The organism is Zoogloea oryzae, assembly GCF_030161255.1.
Taxonomy (GTDB): Bacteria; Pseudomonadota; Gammaproteobacteria; order Burkholderiales; family Rhodocyclaceae; genus Zoogloea; species Zoogloea oryzae.
Window position 1 is genome coordinate 17058 of sequence record NZ_BSPX01000013.1, and the last position, 12507, is coordinate 29564.

At 69.0% G+C, this 12507-nt stretch carries 12 protein-coding genes; 6 read left to right on the top strand and 6 right to left on the bottom strand.

The window, feature by feature from the left end:
* Nucleotides 1-124: 124 nt before the first annotated feature.
* The 5 genes from QQK25_RS06380 to QQK25_RS06400 form a co-directional block, all read right to left on the bottom strand.
* Nucleotides 125-349 (bottom strand): YgaP family membrane protein, encoded by a 225-nt coding sequence (locus tag QQK25_RS06380; protein ID WP_284187181.1) that lies wholly within the window; start codon nt 347-349, stop codon nt 125-127.
* Nucleotides 346-3603, bottom strand: a complete 3258-nt coding sequence (locus tag QQK25_RS06385; protein ID WP_284187182.1) for an efflux RND transporter permease subunit — start codon at nt 3601-3603, stop codon at nt 346-348. Before QQK25_RS06385 ends, QQK25_RS06380 begins: the two co-directional genes overlap by 4 nt.
* A 3-nt stretch (nt 3604-3606) precedes the next feature.
* Nucleotides 3607-4671, bottom strand: a complete 1065-nt coding sequence (locus QQK25_RS06390) for an efflux RND transporter periplasmic adaptor subunit (RefSeq protein ID WP_284187183.1) — start codon at nt 4669-4671, stop codon at nt 3607-3609.
* Between the two features lie 67 nt (nt 4672-4738).
* Nucleotides 4739-5581 (bottom strand): ATP-binding protein, encoded by an 843-nt coding sequence (locus QQK25_RS06395; protein WP_284187184.1) that lies wholly within the window; start codon nt 5579-5581, stop codon nt 4739-4741.
* A 22-nt stretch (nt 5582-5603) separates the two neighbouring features.
* Nucleotides 5604-5990 (bottom strand): sirohydrochlorin chelatase, encoded by a 387-nt coding sequence (locus QQK25_RS06400; protein WP_284187185.1) that lies wholly within the window; start codon nt 5988-5990, stop codon nt 5604-5606.
* A 217-nt stretch (nt 5991-6207) separates the two neighbouring features.
* On the opposite strand from QQK25_RS06400, the gene QQK25_RS06405 reads away from it, so the two are divergent.
* Nucleotides 6208-7035 carry a peptidoglycan DD-metalloendopeptidase family protein gene (locus tag QQK25_RS06405; protein ID WP_284187186.1) on the top strand — a complete coding sequence of 276 codons (828 nt, stop codon included), beginning with the start codon at nt 6208-6210 and terminating at the stop codon, nt 7033-7035.
* On the opposite strand, the gene tcdA is transcribed toward QQK25_RS06405, so the two are convergent.
* Nucleotides 7013-7798: a tRNA cyclic N6-threonylcarbamoyladenosine(37) synthase TcdA gene (gene tcdA, locus QQK25_RS06410; protein WP_284187187.1), complete on the bottom strand. Its 786-nt coding sequence runs from the start codon at nt 7796-7798 to the stop codon at nt 7013-7015. The genes QQK25_RS06405 and tcdA overlap by 23 nt on opposite strands.
* A gap of 86 nt (nt 7799-7884) precedes the next feature.
* Here tcdA and QQK25_RS06415 point away from each other — a divergent pair, with 86 nt between their 5' ends.
* The 5 genes from QQK25_RS06415 to rfbH all read left to right on the top strand — a co-directional run bounded on the left by QQK25_RS06415 (nt 7885) and on the right by rfbH (nt 12499).
* Entirely contained in the window at nt 7885-8541 is a 657-nt protein-coding gene (locus tag QQK25_RS06415; RefSeq protein WP_284187188.1) for an HAD family hydrolase, read from the top strand.
* 78 nt (nt 8542-8619) lie between these two features.
* Nucleotides 8620-9201 (top strand): hypothetical protein, encoded by a 582-nt coding sequence (locus tag QQK25_RS06420; RefSeq protein WP_284187189.1) that lies wholly within the window; start codon nt 8620-8622, stop codon nt 9199-9201.
* Between the two features lie 99 nt (nt 9202-9300).
* Nucleotides 9301-10077, top strand: a complete 777-nt coding sequence (rfbF, locus tag QQK25_RS06425; RefSeq protein WP_284187190.1) for a glucose-1-phosphate cytidylyltransferase — start codon at nt 9301-9303, stop codon at nt 10075-10077.
* On the top strand, nt 10062-11129 hold the full coding sequence (gene rfbG / locus QQK25_RS06430; protein ID WP_284187191.1) for a CDP-glucose 4,6-dehydratase: 1068 nt from the start codon (nt 10062-10064) through the stop codon (nt 11127-11129). Before rfbF ends, rfbG begins: the two co-directional genes overlap by 16 nt.
* Entirely contained in the window at nt 11126-12499 is a 1374-nt protein-coding gene (rfbH, locus tag QQK25_RS06435; RefSeq protein WP_284187192.1) for a lipopolysaccharide biosynthesis protein RfbH, read from the top strand. The genes rfbG and rfbH overlap by 4 nt, the downstream gene beginning before the upstream one ends.
* The last annotated feature ends 8 nt before the right edge of the window (nt 12500-12507 follow it).

Consider the following 12507-nt stretch of genomic DNA (forward strand, 5'->3'; position numbering starts at 1 on the left):
CCTGTGAGCGGAGGGCCCGGTCAAATCTCGAAAAAGGAGGGTGTCGCGGGCTCATTGCCCGAGGTGAACGGCCCCGCGCCATAAAGCTTGAGGGCTCGCCTCAAGCTTCGTCATGAACGCCGCATCAGGCGCAGCCGGTGCTGTCCTTCACGCCAAACTTGCGCAGGATGTTCTCGAGCGGACAGAAGCGCGTGAAGCCGCTCTGGAACAGATTGCCCCCCACGAAGGCGGTGAACCACAGGAACTTGCTGCTCACGAAAAGCGGGCTTCCCTCCACGCCGAGGGCCAGCGAGATCATCACGAAAGCACCGGCAAAGATGCGCACGAACTGGTTGACGGTGAGCTTCATGAGACTTCTCCTTCGGTTGCGGCGCGCCGCTTGTGGGTGGCCGCGTAATACAGGACAGGAATGACCACCAGGGTCAGCAGGGTGGACACCAGCACGCCAAACACCAGGCTGATCGCCAGCCCGTTGAAGATCGGGTCGTCGAGAATGAACAACGCACCGATCATCGCCGCCAGGCCGGTGAGCCCGATGGGCTTGGCGCGCACCGCCGCGGCGTGGATGGTGGCTTCGGCAAGGCTGGTGCCGGCCGCCACCTGCTGGTCGATGAAATCCACCAGCAGGATCGAGTTGCGCACGATGATCCCCGCCAGCGCGATCATCCCGATCATGCTGGTGGCGGTGAACTGGCTGCCCAGCAGCGCATGGCCCGGCATCACGCCGATGATGGTGAGCGGGATCGGCGCCATGATGATGAGCGGCACCAGATAGCTCCTGAACTGCGCCACCACCAGCACGTAGATCAGCACCAGGCCCACCGCGTAGGCGGCACCCATGTCGCGGAAGGTCTCGTAGGTGATCTGCCATTCGCCGTCCCACTTGATGGCGTAGGCGGCATAGGGGTCGTCGGGCTGGTGGATGAACCACTCGCCCAGCACGCCCGCCAGCCCCTCGCCCACCAGTGGCAGATCCTTCACCTTGCTGCGGATGTCGAACATGCCGTAGAGGGGCGAATCCAGCTTGCCGCCCATGTCGCCGGTCACGTAGACCACCGGCAGCAGATCCTTGTGGTAGATCACCTGCTCGCGGCGGGTGGGCTGCACCTGCACCAGCTCCGACACCGGCACCAGCGCGCCGCCGGCCTCCGGCGCCCGCGCGCGCACCTTCATCTGGAGGATCTGCTCCACCGACGACAGCCGCTCCGGCGGCAGGGTGAGGCGCACCGGCAGTTCATACTTGTTGTCGCCGCCATGCACCGGGGTGACGTTCTCGCCGCCAAGCCCCAGGCGCACCACCTCGACGATGTCGGCCTGGGCCACGCCGAGGCGCGCCGCCTTGGCCTGATTGACCCGCAGCACCAGTTTGGGCGCAGCCTCGTCCACGGTGTCGTCCACGCCCACGATGTCCGGCGTCGCTTCAAACGCCTTGCGCAGCGTGCCAGCCACCGCCACCTGGCCGGCGTAGTCCGGGCCGTACACCTCGGCCACGATGGGCGAGAGCACCGGCGGGCCAGGGGGCACCTCGACGACCTTGGCGTTGCCGCCGTGCCGGAGGGCGATGGAGGCCACCACGTCGCGCACCGACACCGCGATCTCGTGGCTCTTGCGGCTGCGCTTGTGCTTGTCCACGAGATTGACCTGGATGTCCCCCATCTCGGGCAGGGCACGCAGGTAGTACTGACGCACCAGCCCGTTGAAGTTGATCGGCGCAGCGGTCCCGGCGTAGGTCTGGAAGTCGGTCACTTCATCGACCTTCGCCAGCTCGTCGCCGATCTCCCGGAGCACCTCGGTGGTCGTCTCGACAGGCGTGCCCACCGGCATGTCGAGCACCACCTGGAACTCGCTCTTGTTGTCGAAGGGCAGCATCTTGAGCACCACCAGCTGCACCACCGCCAGCGACACCGACAGGGCAATCGCCAGCACCACGCCCAGCCACAGCTTCATCCGCGCCCGGCCGCCGGTTCTGGGGTCGAGCAGCGGCGTCATGATGCGGCGGAACAGGGCTTCGAGGCGCTGGGTGAACTTGTCCGGCCCGTGGTCGGCCGGCATTGCGCCGTGCCCGCCACCGGCCATCAGCTTGCCCGCCAGCCACGGGGTGACGATGAAGGCCACCGCCAGCGAGATGAACATGCCCATCGACGAGTTGATCGGGATCGGGCTCATGTACGGCCCCATCAGGCCTGACACGAAAGCCATCGGGAGCAGCGCCGCGATCACCGTGAAGGTGGCCAGGATGGTCGGCCCGCCGACTTCATCCACCGCCTTCGGGATCAGCTGCCACAGGGGCGTGGCCGGCTCAAGGGTGTGCCAGCGGTGGATGTTCTCCACCACCACGATGGCGTCGTCCACCAGGATGCCGATGGAGAAGATCAGCGCGAACAGCGACACCCGGTTGAGGGTGAAGCCCCACGCCCACGAGGCGAACAGCGTAGCCGCCAGGGTGAGCGTGACCGCCGCACCGACGATCACCGCCTCGCGCCTGCCCAGCGCAAAGAACACCAGCAGCACCACCGCCGAGGTGGCAAACACCAGCTTGCCGATCAGCTTGTCGGCCTTCTCGGTGGCCGTCTCGCCGTAGTTGCGGGTCACCGTCACCTCGACGCCGTCGGGCACGATGCTGCCCTTGAGCTGATCGATCCGGCGGATCAGGCCGTCGGCCACGTCGGCGGCGTTCTCGCCCGGCTTCTTGGAGATCGACAGCGTCACGGCCGGGAAGCGCTCGCCGCTGGCGGCGGCATCCCCCGCGCCCTTGCCGAGGGCGTGCCACACGTAGCGCGACGGCTGATCCGCTCCATCCACCACCGTGGCCACGTCGGCCATTGTCACCGGCCGGCCTCCGGAGACGCCCACCACCAGCCGACGCACGTCGTCGGCGCTCTCGATGTAGGTGCCGGTCTGCACCAGCACCTCCTGGTTCTGGTCGATCAGCTTGCCGCTCGGCTGGGAGGCATTGGCCAGCAGCAGCGCGCCTTTCAGATCCTGGGGCGTGAGGCCATAGGCGTTCATCCGGCCGGGGTCCATCAACACCCGCAGCACGTGGTCCGGGCCACCGATGGTGCTCACGTCCCGCGTGCCCTTGACGCGCTTGAGTTCCACTTCCACCGCGCGGCCCACCTGCTGCAGGTCGAAGGCCGAGCGGGCCGGATCACGCGTCCAAAGGGTAAGCGCGACGATGGGCACGTCGTCGATGCCCTTCGGCTTGATGACCGGCTCCGCCACCCCCAGCTCGGGGGAGATCCAGTCCCGGTGGCTGTGGATGGTGTCGTACAGGCGCACGATGGCGTCCTGGTTCTTGACGCCCACCTTGAACTGCACGGTGATGATCGCCATGCCCGGGCGCGACACCGAATACACGTGATCCATCCCGGCGATGCGCGACAGCACCTGCTCGGCCGGGCGGGCGACCAGCGCCTCCACGTCCTTGGCCGAGGCGCCGGGAAAGGCCACCATCACGTCGGCCATGGTCACGTCGATCTGGGGCTCTTCTTCCTTGGGCGTGACGAGGGTGGCAAAGACGCCCAGCAGCATCAGCACCAGGGCGAGGAGCGGGGTGAGCGCGTTGCGCTGGAACAGCGCCGCAATACGACCAGCGATCCCCATGATTCAGCGCGCCTGACGAAGCAGACCGGCACGCACCGGATCGAGGGCGACCAGCTCGCCGCCGGAGAGCCCCGCCAGCACCTCGACGCTGCCGTCGGCGAGCGGGCTGCCCACCCGCAGCTGGCGCAGGCTGAAGCCGCCCTTGCCGTCGGCCACGTAGACGCCGGTGATCTCGCCCCGGCGCAGGATCGCCCCCGCCGGCACCGCCAGCCGCGGCGCATCGCCCACCACGAAATGCACCCGCGCCGCCATGCCCGGCACCACGCCGGCAGCGTCGGCGGGCAGGCTCACCCGCACCCGCGCGGTGTGGGTGCGCGGATCGGCCGAAGGCAGCACGACGATCGCCGCCGCATCCAGCCAGCGGCCGCTTTCGGGGAATTCCACCTTCGCCTTCAGGCCGGCCTTGCCCAGTTCGGCAAGGCGTGACTGGGGCACATCCACCACCGCCCGCAGGCCGCCGGGTTCGTAGATCGTCATCAGCGGACGGCCCGGCTGGGCCATCTCGCCGGCTTCGGTGAGGCGCTGGGCGATCACCCCGTCGATGGGCGAAGTCACCGTCGCGAAGCCTCGGGAGGCATCCAGCTGGGCCCGGGCCGCCTCGGCCGACTTGTGCTGGGCCGCGGCCGAATCAAAGGCCGCCTGGGCCTGATCCACCGCCGCGGCGCTGATGAAATTGCGCGCCTTCAGGCTGCGGGTGCGTTCAAGGCTGGCCCTGGCCTCGACCACCCGGGCCTGGGCCGCCGCCACGTTGGCGGTGGCCGCCGCCACGGCCTGATCGGCCTCGCGGGTGTCGATGCGCATCAGCACGTCGCCGCGACGCACCCGGGCGCCGGCATCGACCCGCGCCTCCAGCACCCGCCCCTGCACCTGGGCGGCCACGGTGGCCTGACGGATCGCCTCGATGGTCGCCTCGCTGGCGTAGGTCTGGGCGTGGGCCTGCAGGCCGATGCGCACGGTGGGCACGTCGGCCGTCGTCGGGACGGCAGGAGCTGCAACAGGGGACAGCGCCAGCACTGCCGCGAGCAGGCCGGACGCACCGGAAAGACGGAGAGAAGTGTATAGGAACATAATATAAGAATACGCTTATATTATGTTCCGTCAAGCCGGCGGGGCCTCCGCCGGTCAAACTGCGGCCTCAGGCCGCCAGATCGAGTGCAGCCAGCCGGCGCACCACCCCTTCCACGCAGCGACCGCCTTCGAGGAAGACCAGATCGGGGAAGGCCAGCATCCGGGCGATCGCGATGCCGCGCCCGTGGGGCTCGACCGAGCGCGCCGGATTGAGGTTGAGATAAGGCCCCGGATCGAAACCGTTGCCCTGATCGCGGATCAGGAAGCGCACTTCCCGCGGGCGCAGCTCCACCCGCAGGTAGGCAAAACGTTCGAGATAGGCCGGCGTGTCGAGCAGGCGCTCGACCTCGTTACGCCACGCGCCACAGCTCATCAGCTCGCCCTTGCGCACGAAGCCCAGCCCCAGGTTGCCGTGCTCCACGGCGTTGAGCATCAGCTCGGAAAGGGCGATCTGCACCATCTCGGATTCGGGGCACAGCCCCGCCACCAGCTGCGACAGGCCGGTGACATCCTCCAGGGTACGGAACGGGAAATAGCCACCCGCCGGCGCGCTCACGCCACCCCACGGCAGGGCCAGCGCCGCCACCAGCGCCTGACGCTCGAACGGCTTGACCAGGAAACCCGACACCGTGGCGTACAGCCCGGTCTCCACCGCCAGCAGATCCTCGGCCTCCAGCAGCAGGGTGACCTGCACGCCGGCATCCTTGAGCACGGCCAGCAGCGCGAGCGAGCACTCGTCCGACGACACATCGACGATCACCCGATCGCCGAGCGTCAGTTCGTCCGTGAGGCGCACGCACGCCTCGAGACAGGCCAGCGGCCTGCACTCGTACCCGGCCGGCGCCAGCCAAGCCTCGATCTGCCCTGCCAACTGGGGATTATCCCCCACCAGCCAGATGCGACTCGCCATCGAACCCCAGACCTCCCCTGTCTCAGTCGGCCGACGCAACACCGCCAGCCCCCGCCGCATAAACCGCCATCGCCTGCACCACCCCGGCATCCTCGCCGACGGCCGTGACCAGCTCGATCCGGCACGCCGGATGCTTGGCCTGCACCGCCTCGATCAGCGCCGGCACGTCGCGCTTCAGGTGCCCGCCCTGGGCCAGGAACAGCGGCACCACGCGCACCACCTCCGCGCCCGAGGCCGCCGCCGCTTCCACGGCCTCGGCCAGGGTCGGCGTCATCAGTTCGAGAAACGCCACGCTGACCAGCGTGCCCGGACGCAGCCGACGCACCTCCTCAGCCACCCGCTGGGCCGGCAGGGCCCAGATCGGATCACGCGCCCCGTGGGCAAACAGTACGATTGCTTCCTGCGACATCCATCACTCCCGAGTCTGGCCGGCTTGCCGGCACAGACCATCGATCAACCTGACCAGTCCTTTCGGACCAGCATCAAAGGGCGACAACGCCCTCGCTGGAAGCAGACCAGTCTTTACAAGATGTTAAACCGTGCAAAGGCTTGTCCATGCTCAAATCCGCGTTCCCGCCCAACTTCCTGCAGCCGCGTGTGAAATAGTCCCGGTTGCCACTGAATTCATGACTAAAGTTATAGCCCTCATTGCCGCCGCCACATCGCTGATCGCCAATGCCCACGCCGGGTTCCGGCCCGAAGCGGTGCCCGGCGGTGTCGCCGAGATCCATGTCGCCCCGGCCGGCTCGCCGCGCCCCGAAGTGCGCTTCGGCGGGCGCCCGGTGCTCCTCCAGCAACAGCGCGACGGCTGGCACGCGCTGGTCGGCCTGTCCCTCGACACCCCGGTCGGCGACCAGACCCTCGAAGTCGGCCCCGAAGGCCAGGCCCGCAGCCTGAGCTTTCCGGTGATGCCCAAGGCCTATCCGGTCCAGAAGCTCACCATCAAGAACCCCAAGATGGTCACCCCCGACCCCGCCGACGTGGCCCGCATCGACGCCGAACGCAAGCGCCAGCTGGACATCCGCAGCCAGTTCCGCGACGTGCCGGTGCCCCGCGCCGACCTCACCCTGCCTGCCGAAGGCCGCCTGTCGAGCCGCTTCGGCCTGCGCCGGGTATTCAACGGCGAACCCCGCGCGCCCCACACCGGGCTCGACGTGGCGGTGCCCACCGGCACCCCCATCCGCGCCCCCGCCGACGGCGTCGTCACGCTGGTGGACGACCTCTACTTCAACGGCAAGACGGTCTTCGTGGACCACGGCCAGGGCTTCGTCACGATGGTCTGCCACCTCAGCGACACCACCGTGACGCCCGGCCAGCCGGTGCGCCGGGGCGAGGTGCTGGGGCAGTCGGGCATGAGCGGCCGCGCCACCGGCCCGCACCTGCACTGGAGCGTCTATCTCAACGGCGCGGCGGTGGACCCGGCGCTCTTCATCACCCCGCCGCCAGCGCGTTGATCGCCCGCGCCGCGGCAAACATCCCGACGCAGGCCGTCACCGTGACGATCGAGCCAAAGCCGGCGCAGTTGAGGCCGGCCGGGCCCGTGGCGGGCAGCTCGCAGGCCGCCTCCGGCGCGGGGTAGCGCAGCGGCTCGGTGGAGAACACCGCCTCCACGCCAAATTTCTTCTTCGGGTCGCGGGTGAAACCGTGGCCCTTGCGCAGCTGCCCGCGCACCTTGGCGAGCAGCGGGTCCTGAATCGTCCGCGAAAGATCATCCACGCGGATCTGGGTCGGGTCGATCTGCCCGCCGGCCGCGCCGCAGGTCACCACCGGCACACCCGCGCCGCGGCAGAAGGCGATCATCGCCACCTTCACCCGCACCGAATCGATGGCGTCGATCACGTAGTCGAAGCCCGCGCCCAGCAGTTCGGCGCAGTTGTCGGTGGTCACGAAATCATCCACCACCGCCACCTGGCAGGCCGGGTTGTAGCCGGCGATCCGCTCGCGCATCGCGTCCACCTTGGCCTGGCCGAGGGTCGCGTCGCTGGCGTGGATCTGGCGGTTGATGTTCGACTCCGCCACGTGGTCCAGGTCGATCAGCGTGAGCCGGCCCACGCCGCTGCGGGCCAGCGCCTCCACCGCCCACGAACCCACCCCGCCGATGCCCACCACGCACACATGCGCCGCCGCCAGCCGGACCCGGCCGGCATCGCCGTAGAGTCGGGCAAGGCCGCCAAAGCGACGGGCGTCGTCGGGCGCGGAGAGATCGGGGTTTTCCATGGCGGCAGAACGGAAGGGCGGAACGAGCGCGCAAATATACCCGAGCGGGCGATAATCACGCCCGCCTTCCCAACGCGCCCATCGCCATGCCCCGCTACAGCCACATCCTGTTCGACCTCGACGGCACCCTCATCGACTCCGCCCCGGCCATCCTCGCCAGCTTCCGCGACGCCTTCGCCCGCGCCGGCCTGACGCCGGTCATCCCCATCGACGACAGCATCATCGGCCCGCCGCTCACCGAAACCCTGCAGCTGCTCGCCGGAAGCACCGACGCGGCGCTCATCGACCGCCTCGCCGACGGCTTCAAGGCCAGCTACGACACCGAAGGCTACAAGGCCACCGCCCCCTACGCTGGCGTCGGCGAGATGCTCGCCAGCCTCAAGGCGGCCGGCTTCAGCCTCGCCATCGCCACCAACAAGCGCATCCACCCCACCCGGCTGATCCTCGATCACCTGGGCTGGCTGGGGCATTTCGACCACATCTACGCCCTCGACCTGTTCTCGCCGCGCCTGCCCCACAAGGCGGCGATGATCGGACGGCTGCTGGCCGATCACGAGATCCCGGTGGCCACCTCGATCTACATCGGCGACCGCAGCGAGGACGGCGAATCCGCCGACGCCAACCAGCTGCCCTTCCTCGCCGCCACCTGGGGCTACGGCAGCATCGCGCCCGAAGAAATGCCGCCCCACTGGCGCGCGGTGGGCACGCCGGACGCCATGCTGGCGGCGCTGCTCGCGGACTGAATCCGAATAGCATTACCGGCGGAGATTCGCTAGACTTGCATGCTTTGCAAATATTTGCAGATTCCAGTGCAGCTCACGATGACCCGCTTCAGACTCGACCGCCCCGCCTCCGCGCTCCTCGCCACCCTGCTCCTCGGCCTCGTGGCCAGTGATCCCGCCGACGCCCGGCGCGTCGGCGGCGGTCGCAGCAGCGGCATGAGCCGCTCGACCAGCATCACCGAGGCCCCGCTGCGCCCCGTCGCCGTGCGCAGCACCACCATCCAGGGCGCCAGCGCCCAGGCCGTGCCGGCCACCGCCACCCACCTCCCGATTCAGGAAATCGGCCGGGAAAGCGCGCTCCTGATCCGCCGCGCCAACCTCGAAGCCCGGCAACAAGAGCGGCTCGAGGCGGCCAACCGGCGCATCGGCGGCGGCGAGGCCGCAGTCCCCGTCAATGGCGCCGCCGACGCGCTCGCGCCGGTCGCCAGCCTCCCCGTGCAGGTGCCCACCGCCGCCCTGCCCACGGTCCGCACCCTGCGCAACGCCGAGTCCGGGTTCAACCACTTCACGGCCCTGCCGGTGGTGGCCAGCGCCTGCGAGATCAAGCCGGTGATGCGCGACGACGACTACATCGCCTGCGGCGCCAATCCCCCCGAATCCCCCATGGGCAACCGGCGCTGATCCCACGCCGGAAGAATAACCCCCTCTTTTCCCCCCTGTTCCGCCCTAAGCCCTTCCACCGCCACGCATAACATCGTCCCCATCCTTCATGGAGCGACGATGAAAGCCGTGATTCTCGCGGGTGGCCTCGGCACCCGCATCAGCGAAGAGACCGTCAACCGCCCGAAGCCGATGATCGGCATCGGCGGTCGGCCCATTCTCTGGCACATCATGAAGATCTACTCGGCCCACGGCATTCACGACTTCGTGATCTGCTGCGGCTACATGGGCTACGTGATCAAGGAGTACTTCGCCAACTACTTCCTGCACATGTCGGACGTCACCTTCGACATGACCCACAACCGCATGGAGATCCACGAGCGCCACGCCGAACCGTGGCGCGTCACCCTGGTGGATACCGGCGACAGCACCCAGACTGGCGGCCGCCTCGCCCGGGTGCGCCAGTACGTGCAGGACGAAGACGCCTTCTGCTTCACCTACGGCGACGGCGTGGCCGACATCGACGTCAGCGCCGAGATCGCCTTTCACAAGGCCCACGGCAAGCTCGCCACGGTAGCCGCGGTGCAGCCCCCGGGCCGCTTCGGCGCCCTCAAGATCGCAAGCGGTGGCTGCGTCAGCGCCTTTGTCGAGAAGCCCCTGGGCGACGGCGGCTTCATCAATGGCGGCTTCTTCGTGCTGTCGCCCAAGGTGCTCGACTACATCAACGATGGCGACCAAACCATCTTCGAAGGCCCGGTGCTCGCCCAGCTCATCGCCAGAAAGCAGCTTGCCGCCTTCCAGCACACCGGTTTCTGGCGCCCGATGGACACCCTGCGCGACAAGACCCTCCTCGAAGAACTCTGGCAGAGCGGCGAGGCGCCATGGAAAACCTGGTGAACGCCGCCTTCTGGCGCGGCCGGCGGGTTTTCGTCACCGGCCACACCGGCTTCAAGGGTGGCTGGCTCGCCCTGTGGCTGCAGGAAATGGGCGCGGAGGTCCACGGCTTCGCCCTCGCCCCGGCCACCGACCCGGCCCTCTTCGACGTGGCCGCCGTCGGCCGCGGCATGCACTCCACCATCGGCGACGTGCGCGACTACCCGGCGCTCCTCGCGGCAATGCAGGCCGCCCGGCCCGAGATCGTCCTCCACCTGGCCGCCCAGCCGCTGGTGCCGCTGTCCTACGAAACCCCGGTGGACACCTTCGCCACCAACGCCATGGGCACCGTCCATCTGCTCGAGGCCTGCCGCCACGTGGCCGGCATCCGGGCGATCGTGGTGGTCAGCAGCGACAAGTGCTACGAGAACCGCGAGCAGCTCTGGGGCTACCGCGAGACCGACCCGATGGGCGGCCACGACCCTTACTCCGCCAGCAAGGGTTGCACCGAACTGATCGTCGCCAGCTACCGGCGTTCGTTCCTCGCCGCGGCGGGCATTCCGCTCGCCAGCGCCCGCGCCGGCAACGTGATCGGCGGCGGCGACTGGACACCCAGCCGGCTGGTGCCCGACGTGCTCGCCGCCTTCACCGCCGGGCAGCCCGTCACCCTGCGCAGCCCCGGCGCGATCCGCCCCTGGCAGCACGTGCTCGAACCGCTCTCCGGCTATCTGCAGCTCGCCGAACGCCTCGTGAATGACGGCGCCGCCTTCGCCGACGGCTGGAACTTCGGCCCCGACGAAACCGACGCCCGCAGCGTCGCCTGGGTCGTGCAGCAGCTCGCCGAAGGCTGGGGCCCGGCCGCCCACTGGGCCAGCGCCGCCACGCCCCAGGTGCACGAGGCCCACACCCTCAAGCTCGACTGCACCAAGGCCCGCGTCCGCCTGGGCTGGCGCCCCCACTGGCGGGCCGACGAAGCCGTGGCGCGCAGCCTCGCCTGGTATCAAGCCTGGCAGAACGGCGCCGACATGCACCGCTACACCCTCGACGAAATCGCCGCCTTCGGAAGCACCCCATGAGCATCATCCGCCAGACCCTCACCCCCGGCGCCGACGGCAGCCTGCAGCTGGATCTCTCCGCCCACCCCGAGCTCGCCGGGCAGGAACTCGAAGTCATCGTCCGCCCCGCCCGCGCCGCCGCCACGCCCCGCGACTGGCGCCCGGGCATCGACCCGGTGCCGCCCTCCGGCAAGGTGGTCGGCGATCCCGAGAAGGACGCGATGATCGACGCGGCCCTCGACGCCTGGCTCACCACCGGCCGCTTCAACGACGCCTTCGAGGCGCGCCTTGCGGAGTTCGTCGGCACCGCCTACGCGCTCACCGTCAATTCCGGCTCGTCGGCCAATCTGGTGGCCTTCTCCACCCTCACCTCACCCAAGCTGGGTGAGCGGGCCATCCAGCCCGGCGACGAGGTCATCACCGTCGCCGCCGGCTTTCCCACCACCGTCAATCCGATCATCCAGAACGGCGCGGTGCCGGTGTTCGTCGACGCCACCCTGCCCGGCTACAACATCGACGTGGGCATGCTCGAAGCCGCGCTCTCGCCGCGCACCAAGGCGGTGATGATCGCCCACACCCTCGGCAACCCCTTCGACCTCACCGCCGTGTGCGCCTTCTGCGAAGCCCACGGCCTGTGGCTGGTGGAAGACTGCTGCGACGCCCTCGGCTCCACCTGGAAGGGCCGCAAGGTCGGCACCTTCGGGCACCTGGCCACCCTGTCGTTCTACCCCGCCCACCACATCACCATGGGCGAAGGCGGCGCGGTGCTCACCAGCGACCCGAGCCTGCGCCAGATCGCCGAATCCTTCCGCGACTGGGGCCGCGACTGCTGGTGCAAGCCCGGATGCGACAACACCTGCGGCAAGCGCTTCGGCTGGCAGCTGGGCAGCCTCCCGCCGGGCTACGACCACAAGTACACCTACAGCCACATTGGCTACAACCTCAAGATCACCGACATGCAGGCCGCCTGCGGGCTGGCCCAGCTCAATCGGCTCGAAGGCTTCATCGCCGCCCGCAAGCGCAACTTCGCGCGGCTCACCGATGCGCTCGCCGACGCGCGGGATCTCCTCGTGCTGCCCGAAGCCACGCCCGGCAGCGATCCGTCGTGGTTCGGCTATCCGATCACCCTGCGCCCGGAGGCCGGCGTCAATCGCGTCGATCTGCTGCAATACCTCGACCAGCACAAGATCGGCACCCGCCTGCTGTTTGCCGGCAACCTCGTCCGCCAGCCCTCGATGGCCGGACGCAACTTCCGCGTCGTCGGCGAGCTGCCGGTGGCCGACCGCATCATGCGGGACACCTTCTGGATCGGCGTGTGGCCGGGGCTCACCAGTGCACAGCTCGACTACACCGCCGAAATGATCCGCCGCTTCATCGGCGTCGATTTCTGAGCGCCCAC

Coding starts and splice junctions, on each gene's coding strand:
- QQK25_RS06380 (WP_284187181.1), bottom strand. CDS start 349: ATGAAGCTCACCGTCAACCAGTTCGTGCGCATCTTTGCCGGTGCTTTC.
- QQK25_RS06385 (WP_284187182.1), bottom strand. CDS start 3,603: ATGGGGATCGCTGGTCGTATTGCGGCGCTGTTCCAGCGCAACGCGCTC.
- QQK25_RS06390 (WP_284187183.1), bottom strand. CDS start 4,671: ATGTTCCTATACACTTCTCTCCGTCTTTCCGGTGCGTCCGGCCTGCTC.
- QQK25_RS06395 (WP_284187184.1), bottom strand. CDS start 5,581: ATGGCGAGTCGCATCTGGCTGGTGGGGGATAATCCCCAGTTGGCAGGG.
- QQK25_RS06400 (WP_284187185.1), bottom strand. CDS start 5,990: ATGTCGCAGGAAGCAATCGTACTGTTTGCCCACGGGGCGCGTGATCCG.
- QQK25_RS06405 (WP_284187186.1), top strand. CDS start 6,208: ATGACTAAAGTTATAGCCCTCATTGCCGCCGCCACATCGCTGATCGCC.
- tcdA (WP_284187187.1), bottom strand. CDS start 7,798: ATGGAAAACCCCGATCTCTCCGCGCCCGACGACGCCCGTCGCTTTGGC.
- QQK25_RS06415 (WP_284187188.1), top strand. CDS start 7,885: ATGCCCCGCTACAGCCACATCCTGTTCGACCTCGACGGCACCCTCATC.
- QQK25_RS06420 (WP_284187189.1), top strand. CDS start 8,620: ATGACCCGCTTCAGACTCGACCGCCCCGCCTCCGCGCTCCTCGCCACC.
- rfbF (WP_284187190.1), top strand. CDS start 9,301: ATGAAAGCCGTGATTCTCGCGGGTGGCCTCGGCACCCGCATCAGCGAA.
- rfbG (WP_284187191.1), top strand. CDS start 10,062: ATGGAAAACCTGGTGAACGCCGCCTTCTGGCGCGGCCGGCGGGTTTTC.
- rfbH (WP_284187192.1), top strand. CDS start 11,126: ATGAGCATCATCCGCCAGACCCTCACCCCCGGCGCCGACGGCAGCCTG.